Here is a 23,432-nt window from a genome sequence, read left to right on the forward strand (position 1 = left end):
TCCGCTATATCATGTCTAAAGTTTTTCCCGAGGCAGCCGATAGCGTGTGAAAGCACCGGTCACGAGGCCAATACAGTGAAGATCAACAGCCAGAACCCCCTGACTCGCCCGACACCGACGACGCCTCGCGAAGAGACGCAGCATGTCAAGGGCCCCGGTCAGCCGAACCAGCAGAATGCCGGGCCCGCGGCCACGACGCACTTGCGCCAGAACGCTACCGACACGTCCCACGACATCGATACTGTCAGGGTAGAAGAGATTCGCGAGGCCATTCGCGAGGGTCGCATGGAAATTCGCGCCGAGCGCATCGCCGATGGGCTGATAGAGTCGCTGCAATCTGCCGCGAGCAAAGGTGACGAATGAGCCTGGTCAAGCTTCTCCGCGAGCAGCAGCAGCGCCTCGATGGCGTGATAGAGCTGCTTGAGCAGGAGCGCGAACTGCTTGTCGCCGCCGATATCGACGGACGCCAACTGGCCGCGATTGCCGAACACAAGCAGCGTCGACTTCAGCAGCTGGAAGCCACCGAGACCCTGCGCCATAGCGTCCAGCACCGCTTGGGCTATGCCGAGGGTTCCGCTGGCGCGCGCCAGGCGGCCGAGAAAGCCGGCTGCCTCCATGAGTGGGAAAATACCTTGGAGCGGACCCGGAAGGCCCAACGGCTCAACACCATGAATGGTCAGTTGGTCAGCCTGCGCATGGGCCAGAACAAGCGCTTGCTCGAATTCATTCATGAGGCCGCCGAGAAGACGACCTACGGGGCCAGCGGTCGCGTGAAAGCGCAGCCGGGGCGTTTCAATACGTCGGTCTAGGAACCTACTGGTCAAATCCGACAGGCTCCTGGTCTCTTTTCTTGCCAGTCTCCACCAGATACTCGCTACCAGACCCAACCTGCCGGGGCGCTACCAGAGCAACTCACCAAGCCTTACTCCCTCTTCGACAGACCCGCCTGCCACAAAGCGTCGATCGAGCTCTCTTTGTCAGGATCGACCATGACTACAGCGTTGCGGCCGCTGGCCTTCGCCTCGTAGCTGGCGGCATCGGCACGCGCCAGCACGGTGTCAACGGCATCATCACCCTCCTGGAACGCGGTCACCCCCATGCTCAGGGTAATATGATAGACCTTGCTCTCGTTGACCACGGTGACCTCGGAAACCACCCGGCGCAGCGATTCTGCAATTTCCCCGGCCTGCTTGAGGGTGCAGCTCGGCAGCAAAACGGCAAACTCGTCCCCGCCCTGCCGAGCCACATGATCGCTACGCCGCACCTCCCACGCCACCACCTGGGCGACTCGCCGAAGCATTTCATCGCCCAAGGCGTGCCCGCCCTCATCATTGATCGGCTTGAAGTGGTCAAGGTCGAACAGGATCAGTACTGACGGCGTGCCGGTCTTGGCGTATTCCGCCAGCGCCTCTTCGAGGCGCCGCTCGAAACCACGGCGGTTGAGCAAGCCAGTCAGCGGATCGTGCTCCGCCTCCCAGCGCTGCAGCGCCTCCTGCTGGCGTCGCTCGGTGATGTCCTTCACCATGCCGACGAATCCGAGGGGCTCATCGCTGCCCCTCACCTGGCTGGCGTGAACCTCCACCCAAAGGGTAACCCCCCCCGGATGATGGAATCGCACCTGGCGCATGAAATCGTTACCCGTCAACAGTGAGTGTCGCCACATGTCTTGGGTGCCCTGGCGGTCATCGGGATGAATCCGTTCCCACCATTCACCTGGGGTAGACGACGCATCAAGCCCCAGCAAATCCAGCAGTGCTGGATTCAAGTAGTTCAGGTACCCCTTGAGATCGGCGATGAACATGCCTACCGGCGTGGAGCCCAGCACGGCATCCAGGAATGCCTGACGATCCTGCAAGTGCTCCAGCGCTAAAAGCCGCTCGCGCTCAAGGCGGTTGAAGCTGCCGGCTACCTGACTCAACTCATCCATATTGGTCGAGAGCGCCAGGTAACGACGCTCCCCAGCCCCCACCTGGGCGATCTGGCGCTCCAGTCGATGCAGTGGTTCGAGCAGACGCCTGACCAGCCAGCGCATGCTGAACAGCAGCAGCACCGCCAGCACCAGCCAGGCCCACCACAGCGTGACGAGATAATCTCCCAGTGGCGCACGAACCTGCTCCTGAGGCAGCGCCAACTTGACGATCCAGTTCGCCGGCCGAACCTGGCGATACGCCATCAGTGTCGAGTCGCCATCGACCCCACGAGCCACGGTCTCGCCCTCCCAGCCCGCCAGGGCCAAATCGAGGGCCGGCAACCCATTGTACGCCTTGCTGCTCGCCACGGAGGACGACCTCCTGGGATGAAACAGCAGCTCTCCCGAGGCTGACAGCACCGTGACACGCTCACCCGCGCCAAGGAAGCCGTGCTCCAGCCATCGAAACAGGCCGCTTTGGGTCAGGCTGACCATTCCTCCGACGACCCCGGCGAACTCCCCCTGTTCATCGAACCGTGGCACCAGCATCAGGACCAGTTTGTCACCACTGGCCCGTCCCACGAAGGGCTCACTGACGTAGGGCCAGGGCGAGTGACTCAGCATGCGGAAATATTCCGTCTGCGACGTGTCGAGGCCGACCCTGCTCTCCACCACCGGCCAGTCGGCAAGCACCACACCGTCGGGGTCGGTGACCATGATTCCCTCGAACCACTCCAGCAGGACCTGGTTGTGCTCCAAAAAGGCTCCCAGCCGGTCTGGGCTGACCCCTTGCAGCCCTGCCTCCAGTCGCCCCAGGGCACGGAAACGCCGATCCACCTTCTCGGCAAGGCCATCGGCAATCAAGCTAGACTCGTCACGCAGGTGGCCCAGGTTGACCTCATCCACCAGCGCCTTGCCATACTGCCAGGCCAGCACCAGTAGTATGCCCACGATGACCAACCACGTCGCAGCAAGACCGGCGAGCAATCGCCCTTGCAGGGAGCACAGGAACCGGGTCAATGCTTGTATCCAAACCGAGGTGCGCAATGCGTCCCCCTTTGACGAAAAACAGGGGGCCAAGCGGTTCACCCACCGTGAACGACGCCAAGCCTGAAACACCACCCTGCGACCCTGCCTCAGGGTAACGATACCTCCCCTTGGTATCGGCACCCGCTTTCCGAACTTGAGACCTGCCCATGCATGAATATCTTAATTGAGGGTTATTTTTAAAAATCCCAAGTTTTTCCTCGCGTAAAGCTAAAGTACGGGCTATTCATGACGATAATTACCAAAGCCAGCATCGAATGCCATCTCGGCGTCTAAACCCAAACTGCGAGGGCTAAACAAGCGAACCGATGAGTCATAATGGCAAACGTTCACCAGGCGACAGGGTCACTGCCCTGGCCCGGCACCCCGCACGACTCACCCTGAGTGCATTCGAACAGGGTCAGACCGGTATGGTCATAACCGATGCCGCCGGGCTCGTCGTCCTGGCAAATGAGGCATTCTGCCAAATTGCCGGCTGCGATCACGGCGAGGTCGCAGGCTGGCCAGTCGAGCACTTTTTCGTTTCGCTGAGAACACCCTCGACGCTTGCGACCGACTCGAACGATAACGTCAACGAGCCCAACTCCTGGCAGCAGGAGGTCCTATGCCGTCGTAGTGACGGTGAATCGATGCCGGTGCTGATGACCGTGGATGCCATGCTCGATGACCGGCTGCGCCCTCATCACTATCTGCGCACCTTCGTCAGCATAGCCACCCCCAACGGCAAGCAATTCGGCGACAGGCACTGGGTTCACGTCGACCCGATGACCGGCCTTCCCAACTGGCTGCTGCTGCGCGATCGCCTCAATCACGCCCTGGCCCAGGCGGATCGCGTAGAAAACGGCCTCGCCGTACTGTTCATCGACATCGATCGATTCAAGGCGGTCAACGATGCCGCCGGCCACCTGGAAGGCGATCGCCTGCTGGGCGAGCTGGCCCAGCGACTGCAGAAGGCGTTACGCAGCCGCGATACCTTGGCCAGACTGGGTGGCGACCAGTTCATCGTCCTTCTGGAAAAGGATGGCACGGCGGAAGCCGCACAGTTGGTAACAGAGCGTCTTCAGGAGGCGCTGGAACCGCCGTTTCTCTCCGAGAACCGCTACCTGCTGCTGACAGCCTCCATCGGCATCGCGCTCTATCCGATAGATGCCCAGAATGAGGAGACGCTGATCACCGCAGCACGTAGCGCCATGTATACGGCTCGCAAGAAAGGCCCCGGTCGCCTGGCCTTCGTCGACCACCGGTTGACGACGAAGCTGAAGCAAAAACATCGACTCGAGAGCCGACTTAGCGAAGCCATTCATCTCCCCGAGCGCCATTTCCAGCTCTATTACCAACCTGAAATCGATATCGACACGGGCTACTGCACCGGCCTGGAAGTTGTACTTCGCTGGCGACAGCCCAAGCAGTGGCAGCTGCCACCCGATGCCCTCCTCGACACCATCTCTCGACTGGGACTTGGTATTCGTCTTGATCGCTGGACTATACAGACCGTCATCGCCCATCATATGAGCTGGCTTGAAAGCGGTTCGTCGCTGGGTGAACTGCCAGTCTCGATCCGTCTCTGCACGTCGCATCTGGCGCACGATACCTTCGACCGCAGACCTCTCGACCACTTCCTGCGCCTTCAGGGGCTCGATAACCTGGGATGGATAATCCTGCAGGTGCCTGGCCAGGGGTTGTCCAGCAACCTGGACGCCAACTCCCATATGCTCAAGCGGCTCGAGCGACTCGGCGTGCGGCTCGCCATCGATGGGCTGGGTACCAACCCGGTCGACCTTGCCTGGTTGTCACGCCTGCCTTTCGACAAGGCCAGAATCAGCGCCAACCTGGCTATGACACCCCTCCAGAATGAACGAAACCTGGCGGAAGTGCTGTGCCGGCTGCTACAGGCACTCCATATTGAGCCGGTCATCACAGATATCGACGATGCATCGAAATTCACCGCCATGAACGGTCTCTCACTCAAATACGTTCAAGGCGACCATTACTGCCCCGCCCTGCCTGCAGAGGAGCTGAACCGGTGGCTGGCGGAACGCAAGACAGCTCGCTGCTAGTCAATATCCGCCCAAGACCGTATTTCCAGCAGGACCGTATAGCGTGCCGGGAATTTATGACATTTGGCAAGCTCACTGCATCGAACCAGACTACATCCAACCAGACAAACGCCACGCATACGAAAAAGCCGCCTAACGAGTTGCGCTAAGCGGCTGATTCGGTATGTCTTATTGGTGGAGCCTAGCGGGATCGAACCGCTGACCTCAACACTGCCAGTGTTGCGCTCTCCCAGCTGAGCTAAGGCCCCACGTTGTTGCTCTCGTGAGAACGAGGCAAAGCATACCGACCACAACCTGGCCAGTCAATATCACCAACCAGGTTTAATCCCCCCACTGAAGGTAACGTCAAGTACCAACACACAGACAATTTCCCTAGGCCTAGTAGTATGGCAAGCTTGGTGCCTGCAAGATCATCGGCTCTATTCACGGACGCTTCCGTGATCAACAGCAACGACGAGGAACGTTAGCCTTGATCAAGGTTCTCATTGTCGACGACCATCACTTGGTTCGCACCAGTCTTGCTCGCCTGCTGGAAGAGGAGGAGGACATCGATGTGGTCGGGGAGGCTGCCAGCGGTGAGGAGGCCATCACCCTGAGTCGCAAGCTCGACCCGGATGTGGTGCTGATGGACCTGCGCATGCCGGGAATAGGCGGCCTGGAAGCAACGCGCAAGATCATGCGCAACAGTGCCGATATACGCATACTGGCGCTGACCGGATTCATGGAAGACAACTTCGCCCAGCGCCTGCTGGAAGCGGGAGCCGGCGGCTTCATCAGCAAGGACACCCAGGTGCCCGACATGGTGGATGCGATACGCAGCGTATTCGCCGGTCATCGCTATATCAGCCCTGACATCGCTCAACGCCTGATCCTTTCGCGCTTCGACTCGGAAGAAAACCCCTTCGACCAACTCTCCCAGCGCGAACTGCAGGTGGCAATGATGATCGTCAACTGCCAGCGTGTTGCCGAGATATCCGACCGCCTCTTCCTGAGCCCCAAGACCGTCAACACCTACCGCTACCGAATCTTCGAAAAACTGGGTGTCCAGACCGATGTCGAGCTCACCCATCTGGGCCTGAAACACGGCCTGGTCGATGGATTCGAGACCACCAACTGATGCGTACGATCTGGTAAGCTGGAGGCTCACGCTCCAGCTTCAGCCAGCCCCAAGATGACCTTCGACTCCCGGCAGTTTCTCGCTCACTTGACCCAGGCACCAGGCATCTACCGCATGCTCGACGAGCGAGGCGATACCCTCTACGTCGGCAAGGCCAAGCGCCTGAAGGCTCGCCTGGCCAGCTATTTCCGTGGCGCCCTCAACGCCAAGACGCAGGCCATGGTAGGCCGCATCACAGACGTCCAGGTCACCGTGACCCGCAGCGAAATCGAAGCGCTGCTGCTAGAGCAGACCCTGATCAAGGAGCTCCGGCCGCCCTACAATATCCTGCTTCGCGACGACAAGTCCTACCCCTTCGTCTTCGTCACCGACCGCCACCCCTATCCGGCCCTAGAGTACAAGCGGGCCAGAAGGCGTCGCGAGGACGGCCGCTATCTCGGCCCCTATCCCAGTAGCGGCGCAGTGCGTGAGAGCCTGTCGCTGATGCAAAAAATCTTCCGCATCCGCAACTGCGAAGACAATGTATTCGCGCACCGAACACGACCCTGCCTGCAGTACCAGATCCAACGCTGCAGCGCCCCCTGCGTCGGTTATATCGGCGAAGCAGACTATCGGCGCGACCTCGAGCATGCCGTCATGTGCCTGGAGGGCCGCAGCGAACAGGTCACCGGCGAGCTGACCAATGCCATGGAGGCTGCCAGCCGGGCGTTGGCCTTCGAGGATGCCGGCCGTCTGCGCGACCAGATACAGCATCTGCGGCAGCTCCAACAGCGCCAGTTCGTCGACACCGACGGCGGCGACGCCGATGTCTTCGCCGTGGCGGAGCGTGAGGACGTGCTGTATATCACCGTGCTGGCTGTGCGAAAGGGGCGCCTGCTCGGTGCCCGCCATCACAAACCCGGCAACAGCCTGGGCCTGGCGGCCTGCGACCTGCTGGCTGAATTCGTCAGCCAGTACTACCTCGGCCAGAGCCGAGAAATTCCTCGGGAAGTGATCACAAGCCTGCCGCTTGCCGATACCGATATCCTGGAAAGCGCACTCGCGTCTCGCGCCGAACGTCGAATTCGTCTGACACACCGCGTGCGCGGCCATCGCCAGCAATGGCTCGAGCTCGCACGCACCAATGCTGAGCAACAACTGGCTGGCCAATTGGCCAGCCAGGCGCAGCTTACACATCGTTTCGATGCGCTGCGCGAGGCCCTGGCGCTACCTGAGCCCCCCCAGCGACTGGAATGTTTCGACATCAGCCACAGCCATGGTGAGGCTACCGTAGCCTCCTGCGTGGTCTTCGACCTGAATGGCCCACGAAAATCGGACTACCGGCGTTACAATATCGAGGACGTGGCAGCCGGTGACGATTACGCCGCCATGCGCCAGGCCCTGAGCCGCCGTTTTCGACGCCTAACCGAAGGAGAAGGCGTGGCGCCGGATATCCTGCTGGTGGATGGCGGCAAAGGACAGCTGAATCAGGCCCGCGAGGTAATGGCCGAACTGGGGCTCGAACACATCCTGCTGCTCGGCGTGGCCAAGGGCACCACACGCCGGGCCGGCCTGGAAACCCTCTTCGTGGAAACCGTAGACCGCACGCTCGACCTGGATAGTGCCTCGCCGGCACTGCATCTCATTCAGCATGTGCGTGACGAGGCACACCGCTTCGCCATAACCGGGCACCGCACCCGGCGAGACAAGGCCCGGCGCAGCTCATCACTGGAAGGCATCGAAGGCATCGGCCCCAAGCGCCGACGAGAACTGCTGCGGTTCTTCGGTGGCCTGCAGGGCGTCAAGCAGGCCAGTCGCGAGGAGCTGGCCAGAGTCCCCGGCATCAGTGCCACACTGGCCGATACGATTCACCGTTCGCTGCATGGATGAAAAGGCCCACTGCAGATAGAATGGTGGACTTCTCGGCAACCCTGACCTCAGGCAAGGATTCCCCCGTCAATGAACATCCCCAACATCCTGACGCTGGCTAGAATCGCCTTCATCCCGCTGCTGGTGGTGTTCTTCTATCTGCCATTCTCCTGGAGCATGCCGATTGCCGCCGGCCTTTTCGCACTGGCTGCGGTGACGGACTGGCTGGACGGCTACCTGGCGCGCCTCTTGGATCAGGCCACCCCCTTTGGCGCCTTCCTAGACCCGGTGGCAGACAAGCTGATGGTTGCCGTCGCCCTGGCCCTGCTGATCGAGCGCTTCGACAGCGTGTGGCTGACACTGCCGGCATTGGTGATCATCGGCCGTGAAATCGTCATTTCAGCGCTGCGCGAGTGGATGGCCGAAATGGGCAAGCGCGGCAGCGTTGCCGTCTCCTGGCTGGGCAAGGTCAAGACCACACTGCAGATGATTGCACTGCTGCTGTTGCTGGCTTTTCCGCCAGGCACCCAGCTAGCCCTGGTCGGAGTCGCCACACTGTACGTCGCTGCCGTACTGACCCTATGGTCCATGGTGCTTTACCTACGCTCGGCCTGGCCACACCTTAGCCGCTCCATGTAGCACTTGATGCCAACAAGTGATTGACAGAAACGACCTTATCCGTATAATTCGCTCTCGAGTCGAGCGGGAATAGCTCAGTGGTAGAGCATCGCCTTGCCAAGGCGAGGGTCGGGAGTTCGAATCTCCTTTCCCGCTCCATACGACTCATTGAGGCTGGATGGCAGAGTGGTCATGCAGCGGACTGCAACTCCGTGTACGCCGGTTCGATTCCGACTCCAGCCTCCATCGATTCCCTTCAGCTGTCTGCTCGAAGCCCGTGCCGCCCGAATGGCGAAATTGGTTGACGCGAAAAATTTAAAATCTTGCAAGCGAGTGGAAAAAACAGCAAATACAATGACTTAAATAGTCATTGTATTTTTATTCAGCGTTCATGTAGCATCATGCGGGTGTGGTGGAATTGGTAGACACATCAGACTTAAAATCTGAAGGCCGTTAGGCCGTGCCGGTTCGAGTCCGGCCACCCGTACCACTCCCCTCCTCGCCCTACAGCCAAGCTCTCCCCGGTAGCAATTCGCTCCACTCTCTAGCCTTACAGCCCCCTGAACTGGTCTAATTGGAGCGGACACTAACGAGCCGAGTCAGTCGGCTAATACAACAGGATCCAGCGAGACCCCGCATGCCCCGTAGCGAACATGACGTACTGGTTGTCGGCGGTGGCGTGGCCGGCCTGACCCTGGCACTGCACGCAGCCGACAACCGCCGCGTGACACTGGTTCGCCCCGCAAGCGATGATCAGAGCGCCAGCCGCTGGGCCCAGGGTGGCATCGCCGCCGTTCTCTCTCCCCAGGACGATTTCGACGCCCATGTGGCCGACACCCTGATGGCAGGCGCCGGCCTGTGCGACGAGCACGCCGTCCGCTTCACCGTCGAGCAGGGACCCGGTGCCATCGAATGGCTGCTTTCCCTGGGTGTTCCCTTTACACGCGACCCCGACCCAGCCTCGACCTACCCCTACCATCTGACACGAGAAGGGGGTCATGGAGCACGGCGCATCATTCATGCCGAAGATGCCACCGGGCGTGCCGTACTCGATACCCTGATGACCAACGCCCTGGCCCATCCCGCCATCACGATACGAGATGATCTCTCCGCCATCGGCCTGCTAGCCGATGCCCAGGGCCAGTGCCGCGGCGCACGCTGCCTGAACGAGCGTGGCGAACCGATCGAACTGCTGGCGGCCGACACCATCCTGGCTACGGGCGGGGCCAGTGGCATCTATCGACACACCACCAGCCCCAACCCCGCCAGCGGCGAAGGCATGCTGATGGCGGCCGAGCTTGGCGCCGAGCTGAGTAATCTGGAGTTCCAGCAGTTCCACCCAACCTGTCTCTACGATCCGGAAGGCGGCCCCTTCCTGATCAGCGAAGCGGTCAGAGGAGAAGGTGGCCACCTGCTGAACGAGCATGGCGAACGCTTCATGCCGGCGCTGGACACACGGGCGGAACTGGCCCCCAGGGATATCGTCGCCCGTGCCATCGATGCCGAAATGCAGCGCACCGGGGCGCCCCACGTCTGGCTCGATATACGCCACCTGGGAGAAGCGGCGATTCACCGCCACTTTCCGACCATTCATGCACACTGCCTCGGTCGCGGCATTGATATTACCCAACAGCCGATACCGGTGGTGCCTGCCGCACACTACAGCTGCGGCGGAGTCGCCACCGACCTCGACGGTGCCACCACCGTCCCCCGCCTCTACGCCATCGGGGAAGCAGCCTGCACCGGCCTGCATGGCGCCAATCGCATGGCCAGCAACTCACTGCTCGAGTGCCTGGTCTTCGCCCGAAGTTGTGCGGCTCGCCTGGCCCAGCTACCACCGCCACTCACGGCGCCGATTGCGCAGTGGCAGCCAGGCAACCGCCAAGTGGATCTCGAACAGGTTCGTCGCTGGCGGCGGGCCATGCGTGGCATCATGAGTCATCGTGTCGCCATCGTGCGTCTTGATGATGGTCTTGAAACCGCAGCAAGCGAGCTTCGCGCATTGAGCGCCCAGGTCGAAAAAGCGGTGAACGAGGCCGCTCCGAGCGCACCCCTTGCCAGCCTGTGGCATGCCTTGAGGCTGGCAAGGCTGACCGTGACCGCTGCGAGAACCCGCCGTGAATCCCGCGGCCTGCACTTCAATCCCGACTGCCCTCACCCGGCGGCGCATTCACAACCTTCCCGGCTGCATATCACCGATCTCGAATAAGAATCTCGAACGAGCAAAGCCGAGACATGCGGCAAACGCTGACGAGAACCGTCAGTCAGACTGAACCAGCCAGCGGCGCAGCTGGCGCAGCGACTCCCGGGAGCTGCTGTCCGGCCATAGCCATAGGCGACTGCCATCAATTTCAAGGGCTATCAACCAGGGGCCCAGATAGCGGCATTGCAGTGCGACATCCTGTCGCAGATCACCCGACCGAGGCCGCCAGTCCCAACGACAACCGATTTTTTCCTGGGGCACGATACGCAACTCACCACAGGCACGGCCATGCTCGAGCCACCAAACTATCAGCAACAACGCCATCAGCAACAACCAGGCCATGGCCAGGCCTACCAGCCAGGCAGAACCGTAGCAGACCAGTAGAGCCAGCAACGCCAAGGAGAGCAGGCCATGGGCCCAGCGTGCCAGCTTAGACGGGACGACGTGGATCGTTATCGGCGTTCTCGGCATGTTCCTGAATCAGCCGTACGATGCGATGAAAGGCGGGGTCTTCCGGCTGCTCGCGTCGCATCAGCCAGGCGAATAGGTCCTGATCTTCCCCTTCGATCAGCAGTCGATAGGCGTTCTGGTCCTTGGCATCCAACTGGTCAAAGCAGTGCTCCAGGAAAGGGATCAGCAGCAGGTCCAGCTCCCACATCCCACGCCGGGAGTGCCAGTAGAGCTGCTTGCGCAGGGCCGCCAGCTCAGGGTTTGTCAATTGGTCATCCGGATTCGTCGTGTTGCTCAATGTCTGCCTCGGCTGTGCTGGTGAGTGAGTCTTCATTATACCGGAGCGACCTGAAGGGGGCAGCACAGCTGACCGCTTTCGAAGAATTGCTTGACCTTGGTCGTAGTGCGTTGTTTTATCACGATTTGCGCAGTATGCTGATGAAAGAACAATAATGCCACCCAGGTCCAACCGGATCCGGGGACTGCTTGGAGATTACCGATGACCAAATCCGAATTGATCGAGCAGATTGCGATGCATCAGCCGGAGCTTTCGATAAAGGAAGTCGAATCTGCGGTTCGCCTGATCCTCGACGACATCACCGACACCCTGTCCGAAGGGGGGAGGGTGGAGATCCGCGGGTTCGGCAGCTTCTCGCTGCACTATCGCGAGCCGCGGGTCGGCCGCAACCCCAAGACCGGTGAGCCGGTCGCGCTCGAGGGCAAATTCGTGCCACACTTCAAACCTGGCAAGGAGCTTCGCGAGCAGGTCGATGCCAGCCGCGCCCTCGGCTATTAACCGAATCTTTCTTCACAAGGGATACCCAAATGCGTTGGCTAAAAGGCCTTATCCTGGCAATCATACTGCTGGCGGTACTACTGGTCGGCATCCTGTTTGCCGTGAATAACCAGCAGACGGTGCCGCTCAATTTGATCTGGATGGAGCTGCCGGCAGTGTCGCTTTCAGTCTGGCTACTCGCCGTCCTGGTCTGCGGCGTGCTACTGGGCATGCTGGCCATGACCGGTGTATGGCTCAGGCTGCGAACTGCGCTATCCCGAGCCCAGCGACAGAATCGTCAACAACGCAAGGAGCTCGACCGGCTGCGTGTGCAGGAGCTCAAGGAACTGCCCTAAATGCCCGACGCTCTGCTGCTGACCCTGTTGGTGGCAGCCGTTGCCATCGGCTGGTGGCTTGGTCGCCGTGAACGCCGAGGCTCTCGTGATGACGAGTCGCCGACATTGCTGTCGCGGGATTACTTCGTTGGGCTGAACTACCTGCTCAACGAGGAGCCGGATCGCGCCATCGAAACCTTTGTCGGGGCACTCGAAGTCAATAGTGAAACGATCGATACCCACATCACCTTGGGCAATCTGTTCCGTACCCGAGGTGAAGCTGATCGCGCCGTCAAAATACACCAGAACCTGCTGGCCAGGCCGACCCTCACGGCCGCACAGAGCGACCAGGTCCAACTTGAACTCTCTCGTGATTTTCTCAACCTGGGCCTACTCGACCGGGCCGAGCGCCTGCTGCAGCAGCTCATCCGCGAATCCGGTCGCGACGAGATCCGCCATGCCGCCAAGCGCCTGCTGGTCGACCTCTTCGATCGTGAGGGCGAGTGGCAGGCCGCATTCGACGTGGCTCACCCCACCCTGACCCGTCAGCACGACGATGTCCGGCGCGCCGCCGCCCATTGGCTTTGCGAACTGGCCGACCATGAGCGCCACTCCGCCAGCCCCGGGCTGGCTCGAAAGCATTTGCGAAAGGCGCTCTCCGTCGATCCGAAGTGCGTTCGTGCCAATCTGCTGCTGGCGGCCATGGCGCAGGATACCGGCCATTACCGGGACGCCATTCGCCTGTTGATGCGCGTCCCCGACCAGGACCTGCAGTTTATCCCCACGGTGCTGGAACCTCTGCAACACGCCTATCAGTTACTTGGTGACGAAGAAGGGTTAGTGTGCCACCTGGAAGGCCTGCTGGATCGTGCCCATTTTACCAGCCTGATCATCAGGCTGGCCGAGACGCAGCGCAGACGACATGGCATCCAGCCCGCCATCGACCTGGTCAGCGAACAGCTCAATCGCTCACCGAGCCTGGGGGCACTCGACTACCTGCTCGACCTCTATCAGCACCAGCAGCATGAGCGGGGTACGCCCGATAGCCGGATTCAACTACTCAAGCAGCACACCCACACCCTGCTCAAGGCACGCCCTCGCCATCGCTGCGGACGCTGCGGTTTCGCCGGCGAACCGCTTCACTGGCAGTGCCCGCGCTGCCGCAGCTGGGGCACTACCCGCCCCATAACCGGCATCGAGGGAGAATGATTGACAAGCGGCGTGCCTCAGCGCAGCAACTCTTTCTCAATGGCCTCCAACGCTGCCATGGGGTCCTTGGCCTGTGTCACCGGCCGGCCGATGACGAGATGGGTACTACCTGCTGTCATGGCCCCGCGAGGCGTCATGATGCGCCGCTGATCGTCCGCTGCTGCAAAACTCGGGCGAATCCCCGGCGTGACCTTGAAGAAGGTATCGCCACACAGCTCGCGTAACCGTGTCGACTCCTGAGCCGAGCAGACCACGCCATCCATGCCACTGTCTTTGGCCAAACGCGCCAGGCGCTCGACCTGTTCCGCGGGTGACACCGTAATGCCCACCTCTTGCAGATCCGTCGCCTCCATGCTGGTCAATACCGTCACGGCTATCAGGTGGGTGGCCAGGTCATGGCGTTCAAGGCGTTCCCGGGCGGCCTCCATCATGCGTTGGCCTCCTCCGGCATGAACATTGACCATCCAGACGCCCTGCTCGGCGGCTGCCTGAACGGCGCCGGCCACAGTATTGGGGATGTCATGGAACTTGAGATCCAGGAAGACCTGAAAGCCGCGCCCATGCAGCGCCTCGATCACATCTGGACCGCTACGGGTAAACAGCTCCTTACCCACCTTGACCCGACAGCGGGTCGGATCGAGCCGGTCGGCAAGGCAGAGGGCAGCATCAAGCGAAGGGTGATCGAGGGCGATGATCAGCGGCGAGTCACTAGACACGATGAAGGCTCCAGTCGGCATCTTGGTAGGATGTCGGCAGTATATCAGCCCTATCGGTTAACCGTTCCCCACCACCTGGGCTATGCTCAAATCCAAGGAGAACAAACCACAGTAACAGAATCAGCAACTTTTCCTTGCGTGATGGACCGGGAGGACTCCATGACCAGCGATCATCGAATCGGCCCCATCGCCCTGCCCGATAGCCGCGCCCGACGAGTACTCGAGTCATTGCTGGAAGGCTCCGGTATCACACTGAACGGCGATGCCCCCTGGGACCCGCAGATCTACAACCCCGACTTCTGTAACAGGCTTCTGCGCCAAGGCTCATTGGGGCTGGGCGAATCCTACATGGATGGGTGGTGGGAATGTGAGCATCTCGACGAACTGGCCCGGCGCCTAGTGCAGCATGGCCTCGGTGGACATGCCCGCCCACCCTCAGACCGGCTGATGTATCGACTCCAGGCAGGGTTGATGAATCTACAAAGCAAGGCGCGCGCTTACATGGTTGGCGAGGCCCACTACGACCTGGGCAACGATCTCTTTGAGCGCATGCTCGACCCCACCATGTGCTACTCCTGTGGCTACTGGAAGGAAGCCGACTCCTTGCACGAGGCACAGTTGGCAAAGCTGGAACTCGCCTGTCGCAAGCTTGAACTACAACCCGGGATGCGGGTACTCGATATTGGCTGTGGTTGGGGGAGCTTTGCCCAGTACGCCACGCTGCACCATGGCGTGTCCGTCACCGGAATCACCATTTCCCGTGAACAGGCCGCTCTGGCCCGGCAACGCTGCTCGGGCTTGCCTGTCGAGATACAACTCGAGGATTATCGCGATATCGAAGGCTGCTTTGACCGCATCGTGTCCATCGGCATGTTTGAGCACGTGGGACACCGCAATTATCGCGCCTACTTCGAAACCATCGCGCGTGTGCTAGCCGATGATGGCCTGTTTCTGCTTCACACCATCGGCTCGAACAACTCAAACATCACCGTCGACCCCTGGATCGACCGCTATATCTTTCCCAATGGCGTCCTGCCCTCTGCCCGACAGGTGGCAGATGCCAGCGAAGACTTGCTGCTGATGGAGGATTGGCAGAATTTCGGGCCCGACTACGATACGACCCTGATGGCCTGGCTGATGAACTTCGAGCACTTCTGGTCGGAGCTTGCCGAGCGCTACAGCGAGCGTACGCACCGCATGTTCCGCTACTATCTTTCAGTATGCGCTGGCGCATTCCGCGCCAGAGACCTGCAGCTCTGGCAAGTTGTCTTCTCACGCGATCGTGTCTATCGCTACGACGCTCCACGCTGAGCCAAACTGCTAGCCGCCACATCTATACGGTACACCCAGTATACGGGTCCACCCTGCCACCAATACGGATCCACCCTACAATTCCTGTCGGCAATCTCCTACAACAATAGCCAGATGTCTTACTCTCGGTTACAACGTATATTAGTCGTTCACCAACGGCTCGACTCTTAATGTTTTTATTTTTCAATGTCTTGGCTTTCTTGGCATGCCGAGCCGACAAAAAATGACAGGCCTGCACGCAGCAGGAACTATAGGACGCCCGCATGACCGAAGAGAACGCCATGACGGGTGGGGGGCTAGATATACCTGGCAACCTTCGCGATTTCACCGAACGGCTGCCCGGCGTCATCTTCCAGTTTCATCGTGACCTCGATGGCCACATGCACTTCCCCTACCTAGCCGGTAGCGGTACCGGCCTGCCAGGCATCGACCGTAACGTAATGGGCCAAAACGCACGGCACATGCTCGACCGGCTCGATGACGAGGATTATCCAAAGCTGATGGCCGCCATCGAGCGCTCGGCTCGCTGGGGCGTTCCCATCACGACCAAGTTCCGTATCCGCCTGCCCCATGGCCGTTGTCGCTGGGTTGCCCTGCGCGCCCAGCCGGAGGATGCACACTCGGGTGTGCTCTGGTATGGCCTGATGATCGATATCACCGAGCAGATGGTGGAGGAAGCACGTCTTCGTCGCCTTTCTGACACCGATGACCTGACCGGACTGGCCAACCGCCGCAAGCTGATGGTTCGACTCGCCGAAGAGATGTCCAGATGCAACCGGCATGGTTCTCCCCTGTCGCTGATGCTCATCGACCTGGACCATTTCAAACGCGTCAATGACACCTGGGGACACCTGCAGGGCGATCAGGTACTGGCCGAACTTGCCAAGCTATGCCGTAAACTGCTTCGCAAAGAAGATACCATCGCACGACTGGGCGGCGAGGAATTTGCCGTGATTCTGCCACTAACCCCCCTTGTGCACAGCCTTCCCCTCGCCGAACGGTTGCGTCAGAGCATTGCCGAGCACGCCTTCGGCATCGAGCCCGGACAGATCACCGCCAGCATTGGCCTGGCCGAGTACCGGCCAGAGGAGCCTCGGGATGTACTGATCGAGCGCGCCGACCGCCGCCTGTATGCGGCCAAGCATCAGGGACGCAATCGGGTCGAGAGCTGACGGCGCATTGATGCGGGGCTTCAGGCTCTCGCCGTTAGAGCGTTGAGAGCGTGACCGGCATTCTCGGTTTGCCAGGGGAGCTTCTGCCCACTGGCAACTGCCCGTCCTTGCGGCGGGTCAGCTTGTGCTTCCAGGCCCAGTAGCGGGCACCGATGTTATAGCTGGCGTTGGGGTCCGCGTTATACTGCTTCCCGCTGTTAAAAGAGGCCAGTTCGTGCTGACCTTTGTCCCGCTTGACGCGACCCGAGCCGTCGAACGCCCAGGCAGAGGTGCCTCGGGCGTCACGATGCTGGCCGTGGCCAGCGTATTGATCCCGACATCCACTGCGCATACACGCTGCTGATCGGGGAGTGCTTCAGGCTTCATTTCCACCGGCACTGCCAGGTGGCAGCGCTGGGTGAGCACCAGGGTTGGTGACTTAACGGTGCCCAGGCGATGCCGCTGGCGTAGCGCCCCCCCCTTAATCGCAGACTTTCGAAGCCTAGCCCCTCGTATGCTAGCTGCTTGCTTCGTTGACACCGTGTCGACCTAGGCCCAAGGTTAATATAACCTCGCCCTTGCTTGAGGAGATTGACATGGCCCGGCTCTCTCGTCAGCCCTGCGAAGCCTGCCGCCGCAACGCACCGACCGTCAGTGAGGCAGAGATCCTGCTGTTCAAACCAGAGGTTCCCGAGTGGCAGATCCTCGAGCGCAATGGCATCATGCAGCTTGAGCGGGTCTTTACCTTCACGGACTTTCAACAGGCGCTGGCCTTCACCAACCGTGTCGGTGACATTGCCGAGGCGGCCGGTCATCATCCGGCCCTGCTGACCGAATGGGGAAGGGTTACAGTGACCTGGTGGTCGCACAAGATTCAAGGCCTGCACCGCAACGACTTCATACTTGCCGCCAGAACCGACGAGGTAGCGAATTAAATGTTCGAACATATTGAGCGGGTCCCCGGGGATGCCATCCTCGGATTGATCGAGGCCTTCAAGAAGGACACCAATCCCCAGAAAGTCGATCTCGGCGTCGGCGTCTACAAGGACGCGAAGGGCAACACCCCGGTAATGCGCGCCGTCAAGGAAGCCGAGGCCCTGCTGCTCAAAAACGAGACCACCAAGACCTACATTGGCTCCCACGGTGCCCCCAGCTATGGCGAAGTGGTCCTACCCATGGTGCTGGGAGAAGACTCCCCGGTACTGGCGGCAAAGCGTGCCAGTGCCACTCAATCGCCGGGCGGCACCGGTGCCCTGCGCCTGGCAGCGGACTTCATCGCGCATCAGCTGCCCGGCAAGGACATCTGGGTCAGTGATCCGACCTGGCCAAACCACCTGGGCATCTTCCCCGCCGCGGGCCTGACGCTGCACAAGTACCCCTACGTTGATGCTGACAACCGCCTGGATTTCGACGGCATGCTGGGAGCCTTGAAGTCGATCCCCGAAGGCGATGTGGTGCTGCTGCACGCCTGCTGCCACAACCCCACCGGCTTTGATCTTTCCCGCGAGCAGTGGCAGCAGGTTTTGGAGGTTGTCCGCGAGCGCAACCTGCTGCCGCTGATCGACTTCGCCTACCAGGGCTTCGGCGAGGGCCTGGATGAGGACGCCTATGGGGTTCGCCTGATGGCCGAGAACCTCGACGAAGTGATCATCACCAGCTCCTGCTCCAAGAACTTCGGCATCTACTGCGAACGGACCGGCTGCTTGATCATGGTGGCCAAAGACAACGAGCAGATGGGGAACGTGCGCTCGCAGGTCGCCATCGTCGCTCGCGAGAACTACTCCAACCCGCCGTCACATGGCGGCGCCATCGTCAGCGAGATCCTGCACTCCGCTGAACTCACTGCCCTGTGGCGTGAGGAGTTGACCGAAATGCGTGACCGCATCAATACGCTGCGGCGCGACTTTGTCGAAGCCCTCAAGCCCTACGACCTCGATCAGAAGTATGCCTGTGTGGCAGAGCAGCGTGGCATGTTTTCCTATACCGGCCTGACTCCGGAGCAGGTCGACCGCCTGCGTGACGAATTCGGCATTTACATGGTTCGCTCAGGCCGTGCCAACGTGGCAGGCTTCTCACACGAGAACCTTCCCTACCTGGCCAAGGCGATCGCTGCGGTCAACTGATCGCGGCGCTGTCCACACCACCTCAAGCGACAAAACCCCGGCCCTTATAGGCGATGCTGGCCGCACCGCGCTCTGCTAGCACAAGTCGAACGGCGCCAGCATCCGAACTGTTGCCTCCGGCCGACTGAGCCAGTGGCCAATCGCAGAAAGGCCCTGCCGCTGGTTTGAACTGACCCCCAATAGTTGGACGGTTCATTCAGCCGGCGCTCAAGGCCTGGGTCCTGTACTGCACAGGGCTCGGCCTTCGCCTCGTCGCCACCTAGTGGAAAGACGTCACGTACCACCATGCTGATGGTGGCACGCCGCTTCTCCAGCAGGCTCAGATCATAGAAAGCCAGTTCCGCGGCACCACCCACCCGAATGCGACCATCGAAACGCGAGATCGCCACTTTAAAGGTCTCGTCCATGACAGTGGACTGGGGACTCCACCGGAGAATAACCGCAGCGGGTGTTACCGACTGCGATCATGTCATCGAGAAAGGCACCATCAACCTGCGGTCGGATGGAGCAAGCAGGAACAGGGGTAATGACTTGGGAGAGAGACGTGGGGCAATAACATAGGAAAAGGGAATTGAGCCAACCATCGTCAGAAACTGGCAGGACGCCACCAGGCTTCTCGGCCCGGCGGCGCCCATAGTAGGCCAATCAGCGACATGTGCGCATTGGCCAGACATCTTTACTGAGCGGGCGGAGCCTGCTGCATCTGCTGCTGCATCTGATTCATTCGTTGCTGCTGCTGCGCCATTACCTCTTCCAACTGATTACGCTGCTCTTCGGTAAACACGGCTTCAACCCTGGCCTGCAGCAGGGTCGTCTCGGCGGCGAGTTCGCCGGTCAATTCACCTAGCCTTGTCGCATCCTGACGAATCGCTGACTCATCGAAATTGGGGTCGATATGATCGCCCAGTGCGGCCTGGAGGGCCTGAGCCTCCTGTTCCATGGGCTGCAGACGCTGCTGGGCGTCATCCAGAAGCCCACGAATTTCCTGTTGCTGGCCATCAGCCAGGTCCAGCAGTTCGTGGAGCTGATCCACCTGGTCACCTTGTTGCGGCGGAGCCTGCATGGACTGCTGTGCCATGGCCGGTGACGCCATGCCCAGTGCCACAAGGGCCGTTGCTACAAGTTTGACTACTTTCATTTATTACTCCAATTCGTCATGGACAAGTCTGTGGCTGAATGGCCACTCACCCTACCATGACACGGAAAAACACAATTAGTTCGGCCCGTTGCATCTCTGGCACCCTTCACCGGACGATGGGCCCGGCACCTTCCCGGCCACGATGACGCCGATGGGGACGACCAAGAATTCGCCGAAGTAGGTGCCAGGCAGCCAAGCCAGCCAGCAGGTTGCCTACCGCTGCGCCCAGCGCCAGCCCGGTCAGGCTTCCCTGTTGCGCCCCCAGCCATAGGCAGGGCAGGTAGAAGAGGAAGAGTCTCGCACAGGAAAGCAGCATGGCTCGCAGAGGCCAACCCAGGGCGTTGCCAGCCGAAACCACCAGCATGCAGACACCGAGCAGGGCATAACTTGGCAACAGCAAACGGATCAACGTGGCCAGATCATCACGCACCTCGGGATTGCCGGCGAGTGCCAGCGCTACCCAGGGGGCTGAAATGGCCATCACCACGCCGAGCCCCAACTGCCAGAGAACGACCACTTTCAGTGCCAGCCGCATAAGACGATGCACCTGCTCCCAGTCCCCGGCGCCGTAACATCGACCCAGCCAGGGAGGAAGGGACATGGTCATGGCCAGCACGATCATCAGGGAGACCGTCTCGAGTCGGCTGGCCAGCCCCCAAGCTGCCACTGCAATTTCACCAAGGCCCGCCACCACTGAAATCGCCAGCATGGCCGCCAGAGGCGGCATCAACTGGCTGACCATGGCCGGACCCGCAATACCGGCGAAGGGGCGAGCCGAACGAGCCAGTTCACCACCCAGCCCCCAACGCGACAACCAGTCCATACATGCCAGGCGACGCCCCAGCACCAGCAGTCCACACGAGAAGGCGATGACCGTAGCCCAGGCCGCACCGGGCAGCCCCAGCCCACCCCAAGGGCCGATACCAAAGATCAGGAGTGGATCGAGCACCAGGTTCACCAGGCTGGTTAACACCATCAGCTTGCCGGGCAGCCGGGTATCGCCATGGGCTCGAAACAGGCTGTAGCCAAAGTAGAGCACAGCACCCAACCATGCAGCCAGCAGCTGCGGCGCCCAATAGATACGAATCAACTCTCGCGTTGCTGCATCGGCTCCCAGGCGTGCAAACACAGGTTCCTGCACCCACCACAGCAGCAGCGCCAGCAGTGCAATAAGAGCCGTGCCCACCAACAGCACCAGCAGACCCAGCCGCCGAGCGCGCTCCTGTTCACCTGCCCCCAGCGTACGGGAGATCATCGCGGCAATCGCGATCCCCAGTCCGACCTGCACACCGATTACCAGAAACGATAGCGGAAAGGTGAAAGACTGAGCGGCCAGGGGGGCGGTACCCAAACGGGCGATAAAAGCACTGTCTACCAGTTGGAAGCCGAGCAGCGCCAGCACACCGATGGCCATGGGCCAGGTCTGGCGCCACAGGGTCAAGCCGAGGGAGGGAGAATTGGCAGACTGGGGCGTCACAGGCTCTCCAGTGTTCAGGAATGGGGACGATCAGCCCACCTGCGAGACTCGACAAGCACTTTCTCAGCGACGCATGGTATCGGTTTTCCGTGCGACATCACTCAGCAAGCGCACCCTCGGCCGGGGCCGAGGGTGCAGCAACTTGAAGGGAGCGTGAATGCGCTTACTGACGCACGCCTTCAAAGGTCAGGTAGAGTTCGAGCTCGTGCATCACTTCCGGGAAATCGCTCATGTCGATACCATAGTCTTCCAACGTCAACATCGTGCTGCCCTCGAAACCGCTACGGTAGTTGCCCCAGGGGTCTTCGCCTTCGCCCACCAGAGTGACCGGCATCTCGATCTCGCGGGTCTCGCCCTTGAGCGTCAGGTCACCGGTAATCACACCTTCGTTGTCTCCGATCGGCTCGAAGCCGGTGGAGACGAACGTGGCTGTCGGGTAGTCACCGGCACTCAGGAAATCATCGCTCAGAAAGTGGCGGTCACGCTCTGCATGGTTGCTGTTCAGGCTGTTCACCTGGACTTCCATCTGGATACTCGAGGCCTCGAGATTATCCGGATCGTAGTGGAACTGACCCTCGAACTCCTCGAAGTTGCCCAGAATGTAGGAGTAACCGAGGTGGTTGATCTTGAACTGGATAAAGGCGTGCTGGCCTTCGGTATCGATCACGTAGTCGTCAGCCTGAGCCTGGCTGAAGCCTACGAAGGAGGCGGCGCCCAGGGCGGCGACGAGAGCGGTTTTGTTTAACGTATTGGTCAACATAGTGATGGTTCTCCTTGTGAAGGTGCGCCGGGGCGCAACGGTCACCGGCGACGCGTGCGTGCCGGATTCAACATGCGTGTCAGGGTGTCGCGACGATCGAGAATGTGATGCTTGAGTGCCGCCACGGCATGACCAGCGGCCAGCAACATCAAGGCGAGCCCACTGTACCAGTGGACCTCTCCTGCGATACTGGCCTGGTTGGGCAGATCACTGAGCAGCGCCGGCACTTCGAACCAGTCAAAGACACTGATTCCACGCCCCCTGGCGGTAGAGATCAGGTAGCCGCTGACCATGACCACCAACAGCATCACATAGAGAGCAGTGTGTCCCAGATGCGCGGCGAGGCGTTCGAAACGGCTGCCTTGAGCGAAAGGTGTGGGCTGCATGAAACGCCAAATCAGCCTCAGCAGCGTGGCGAATAACAACAGCATGCCTATGGAGCGGTGCCACCAGGGAGCAAGGTTGTACCAGGCATCGAAGTAACCCAGGCCCGTCATCCACCAGCCAAGAACAAAGAGCCCGACAACGACAAGGGCACTGAGCCAGTGCAGGATGATGCTGACCAGGCCCCAGCCTGAGCGGGTATTGCGCCACATATCGCCCTCTTGGAATCAACAGACTTCGACGAGGGAAAGCTTACCGCAGTGCAGTATCAGCATCTGCTGAAAAAAGCCGAATGCAACGTTCAAAAAAATGGTTCTTCACACTTTGGCGTGAATCTGCTCTGCACAGACTGCATTGTGGAAGGACGCCTCGGCGATAGCGACGCAGGCGCTCCTTGTTGGAGCGCTCGGTTCGGCGCCCCGACTCCGCATCGCGACTGGCGCCGTCAGGCGCCTTGGCGGAGGCCACGGCGTTGGCGATGGTCGCTGGCACCGGCAACCCCGCCGGGAGGCCTGCGGCCTCCAGTCGTGATCTGAAGATACTCCAACAGCGGTGTGGCGCCGTTGGTGGAGAGGATCGCTGTCGGAGCGCTGGTTTCCATCGCGACTGGCGCCGGCAGGCGCCCGGCGGAGGCTGCCGCGCTGGCAATAACCGCGACCATGGCAACACCGCCGGGAGGCCTGCGGCCTCCAGTCGTGATCTGAAGATGCTCCAACAGCGGCGTGGCACCGTCGGTAGAAAGAATCATTGTTGGAGCGCTGGTTCCCATCGCGACTGGCGCCGCCAGGCGCCTTGGCGGAGGCG

23 protein-coding genes and 4 tRNA genes are annotated in these 23,432 nt (G+C 60.7%); 17 read left to right on the forward strand and 10 right to left on the reverse strand.

Annotation, left to right across the window (positions count from 1 at the left end; translation table 11 throughout):
* Nucleotides 1-75: 75 nt before the first annotated feature.
* Complete coding sequence (gene flgM, locus DU490_RS13650) at nucleotides 76-363, forward strand: flagellar biosynthesis anti-sigma factor FlgM (RefSeq protein WP_114574835.1); 288 nt, start codon at nucleotides 76-78, stop codon at nucleotides 361-363.
* A complete protein-coding gene (locus DU490_RS13655) occupies nucleotides 360-809 on the forward strand; it encodes a flagella synthesis protein FlgN (RefSeq protein WP_114574836.1) in 450 nt (149 codons plus the stop codon). The genes flgM and DU490_RS13655 overlap by 4 nt, the downstream gene beginning before the upstream one ends.
* Before the next feature lie 113 nt (nucleotides 810-922).
* Here the strand turns inward: DU490_RS13655 and DU490_RS13660 are convergent, their stop codons facing one another.
* Nucleotides 923-2,929, reverse strand: coding sequence for a diguanylate cyclase (locus tag DU490_RS13660; RefSeq protein WP_258801668.1), 2,007 nt, complete (start codon nucleotides 2,927-2,929; stop codon nucleotides 923-925).
* A 335-nt stretch (nucleotides 2,930-3,264) separates the two neighbouring features.
* Between DU490_RS13660 and DU490_RS13665 the strand changes: the two genes are divergently transcribed.
* Nucleotides 3,265-5,013: a GGDEF and EAL domain-containing protein gene (locus tag DU490_RS13665; protein WP_114574837.1), complete on the forward strand. Its 1,749-nt coding sequence runs from the start codon at nucleotides 3,265-3,267 to the stop codon at nucleotides 5,011-5,013.
* 172 nt (nucleotides 5,014-5,185) lie between these two features.
* Here the strand turns inward: DU490_RS13665 and DU490_RS13670 are convergent.
* Nucleotides 5,186-5,261 (reverse strand) — tRNA-Ala (locus DU490_RS13670).
* A 221-nt stretch (nucleotides 5,262-5,482) separates the two neighbouring features.
* Here DU490_RS13670 and uvrY point away from each other — a divergent pair.
* The 7 genes from uvrY (at nucleotide 5,483) to nadB (ending at nucleotide 10,805) form a co-directional block, all read left to right on the forward strand.
* Complete coding sequence (gene uvrY, locus DU490_RS13675; RefSeq protein WP_114574838.1) at nucleotides 5,483-6,130, forward strand: UvrY/SirA/GacA family response regulator transcription factor; 648 nt, start codon at nucleotides 5,483-5,485, stop codon at nucleotides 6,128-6,130.
* A gap of 54 nt (nucleotides 6,131-6,184) precedes the next feature.
* A complete protein-coding gene (uvrC, locus tag DU490_RS13680) occupies nucleotides 6,185-7,999 on the forward strand; it encodes an excinuclease ABC subunit UvrC (protein WP_114574839.1) in 1,815 nt (604 codons plus the stop codon).
* A 69-nt stretch (nucleotides 8,000-8,068) separates the two neighbouring features.
* Nucleotides 8,069-8,617 carry a CDP-diacylglycerol--glycerol-3-phosphate 3-phosphatidyltransferase gene (gene pgsA / locus DU490_RS13685; RefSeq protein WP_114574840.1) on the forward strand — a complete coding sequence of 183 codons (549 nt, stop codon included), beginning with the start codon at nucleotides 8,069-8,071 and terminating at the stop codon, nucleotides 8,615-8,617.
* A gap of 63 nt (nucleotides 8,618-8,680) precedes the next feature.
* Nucleotides 8,681-8,755, forward strand: a tRNA-Gly gene (locus tag DU490_RS13690).
* 13 nt (nucleotides 8,756-8,768) lie between these two features.
* Nucleotides 8,769-8,842, forward strand: a tRNA-Cys gene (locus DU490_RS13695).
* 157 nt (nucleotides 8,843-8,999) lie between these two features.
* A tRNA-Leu gene (locus DU490_RS13700) sits at nucleotides 9,000-9,086 on the forward strand.
* Between the two features lie 147 nt (nucleotides 9,087-9,233).
* Complete coding sequence (gene nadB / locus DU490_RS13705) at nucleotides 9,234-10,805, forward strand: L-aspartate oxidase (protein ID WP_114574841.1); 1,572 nt, start codon at nucleotides 9,234-9,236, stop codon at nucleotides 10,803-10,805.
* A gap of 51 nt (nucleotides 10,806-10,856) precedes the next feature.
* Here the strand turns inward: nadB and DU490_RS13710 are convergent, their stop codons facing one another.
* Nucleotides 10,857-11,270 carry a protein YgfX gene (locus tag DU490_RS13710; protein WP_147270465.1) on the reverse strand — a complete coding sequence of 138 codons (414 nt, stop codon included), beginning with the start codon at nucleotides 11,268-11,270 and terminating at the stop codon, nucleotides 10,857-10,859.
* A complete protein-coding gene (locus DU490_RS17490; protein ID WP_258801669.1) occupies nucleotides 11,230-11,457 on the reverse strand; it encodes a succinate dehydrogenase assembly factor 2 in 228 nt (75 codons plus the stop codon). Before DU490_RS17490 ends, DU490_RS13710 begins: the two co-directional genes overlap by 41 nt.
* Before the next feature lie 291 nt (nucleotides 11,458-11,748).
* Between DU490_RS17490 and DU490_RS13720 the strand changes: the two genes are divergently transcribed.
* From DU490_RS13720 to lapB, 3 genes are read left to right on the forward strand one after another with little or no spacing between them, the layout of a single operon-like run.
* Nucleotides 11,749-12,045, forward strand: coding sequence for an integration host factor subunit beta (locus tag DU490_RS13720; RefSeq protein ID WP_114574844.1), 297 nt, complete (start codon nucleotides 11,749-11,751; stop codon nucleotides 12,043-12,045).
* A gap of 29 nt (nucleotides 12,046-12,074) precedes the next feature.
* The gene (locus DU490_RS13725; protein WP_114574845.1) at nucleotides 12,075-12,380 is read left to right on the forward strand and encodes a lipopolysaccharide assembly protein LapA domain-containing protein; all 306 of its coding nucleotides are present in this window, start codon (nucleotides 12,075-12,077) and stop codon (nucleotides 12,378-12,380) included.
* Nucleotides 12,381-13,568 (forward strand): lipopolysaccharide assembly protein LapB, encoded by a 1,188-nt coding sequence (gene lapB / locus DU490_RS13730; RefSeq protein ID WP_114574846.1) that lies wholly within the window; start codon nucleotides 12,381-12,383, stop codon nucleotides 13,566-13,568.
* A 17-nt stretch (nucleotides 13,569-13,585) separates the two neighbouring features.
* On the opposite strand, the gene pyrF is transcribed toward lapB, so the two are convergent.
* Nucleotides 13,586-14,284, reverse strand: coding sequence for an orotidine-5'-phosphate decarboxylase (gene pyrF, locus DU490_RS13735; protein ID WP_114574847.1), 699 nt, complete (start codon nucleotides 14,282-14,284; stop codon nucleotides 13,586-13,588).
* A gap of 159 nt (nucleotides 14,285-14,443) precedes the next feature.
* Here pyrF and cfa point away from each other — a divergent pair, with 159 nt between their 5' ends.
* The 4 genes from cfa (at nucleotide 14,444) to DU490_RS13760 (ending at nucleotide 18,869) form a co-directional block, all read left to right on the forward strand.
* Nucleotides 14,444-15,595 (forward strand): cyclopropane fatty acyl phospholipid synthase, encoded by a 1,152-nt coding sequence (gene cfa, locus DU490_RS13740; protein ID WP_114574848.1) that lies wholly within the window; start codon nucleotides 14,444-14,446, stop codon nucleotides 15,593-15,595.
* 263 nt (nucleotides 15,596-15,858) lie between these two features.
* The gene (locus DU490_RS13745; protein ID WP_114574849.1) at nucleotides 15,859-16,767 is read left to right on the forward strand and encodes a sensor domain-containing diguanylate cyclase; all 909 of its coding nucleotides are present in this window, start codon (nucleotides 15,859-15,861) and stop codon (nucleotides 16,765-16,767) included.
* Nucleotides 16,768-17,342: 575 nt separating this feature from the next.
* The gene (locus DU490_RS13755) at nucleotides 17,343-17,681 is read left to right on the forward strand and encodes a 4a-hydroxytetrahydrobiopterin dehydratase (RefSeq protein WP_114574850.1); all 339 of its coding nucleotides are present in this window, start codon (nucleotides 17,343-17,345) and stop codon (nucleotides 17,679-17,681) included.
* Nucleotides 17,682-18,869, forward strand: a complete 1,188-nt coding sequence (locus DU490_RS13760; RefSeq protein ID WP_114574851.1) for an amino acid aminotransferase — start codon at nucleotides 17,682-17,684, stop codon at nucleotides 18,867-18,869.
* Nucleotides 18,870-19,545: 676 nt separating this feature from the next.
* Here the strand turns inward: DU490_RS13760 and DU490_RS13770 are convergent.
* From DU490_RS13770 to DU490_RS13790, 5 genes are all read right to left on the reverse strand, one after another.
* Nucleotides 19,546-20,007 (reverse strand): Spy/CpxP family protein refolding chaperone, encoded by a 462-nt coding sequence (locus tag DU490_RS13770; protein ID WP_114574852.1) that lies wholly within the window; start codon nucleotides 20,005-20,007, stop codon nucleotides 19,546-19,548.
* Nucleotides 20,008-20,113: 106 nt separating this feature from the next.
* Nucleotides 20,114-21,421: an MATE family efflux transporter gene (locus DU490_RS13775; RefSeq protein ID WP_114574859.1), complete on the reverse strand. Its 1,308-nt coding sequence runs from the start codon at nucleotides 21,419-21,421 to the stop codon at nucleotides 20,114-20,116.
* Between the two features lie 226 nt (nucleotides 21,422-21,647).
* Nucleotides 21,648-22,244: a YceI family protein gene (locus DU490_RS13780; protein WP_114574853.1), complete on the reverse strand. Its 597-nt coding sequence runs from the start codon at nucleotides 22,242-22,244 to the stop codon at nucleotides 21,648-21,650.
* Nucleotides 22,245-22,285: 41 nt separating this feature from the next.
* On the reverse strand, nucleotides 22,286-22,840 hold the full coding sequence (locus DU490_RS13785) for a cytochrome b (RefSeq protein ID WP_114574854.1): 555 nt from the start codon (nucleotides 22,838-22,840) through the stop codon (nucleotides 22,286-22,288).
* Between the two features lie 233 nt (nucleotides 22,841-23,073).
* Nucleotides 23,074-23,432: hypothetical protein (locus DU490_RS13790; protein WP_220270507.1), on the reverse strand; the 359-nt coding region annotated here is incomplete at its 5' end.

Source organism: Halomonas sp. DQ26W (assembly GCF_003339685.1).
Lineage (GTDB): Bacteria > Pseudomonadota > Gammaproteobacteria > Pseudomonadales > Halomonadaceae > Halomonas.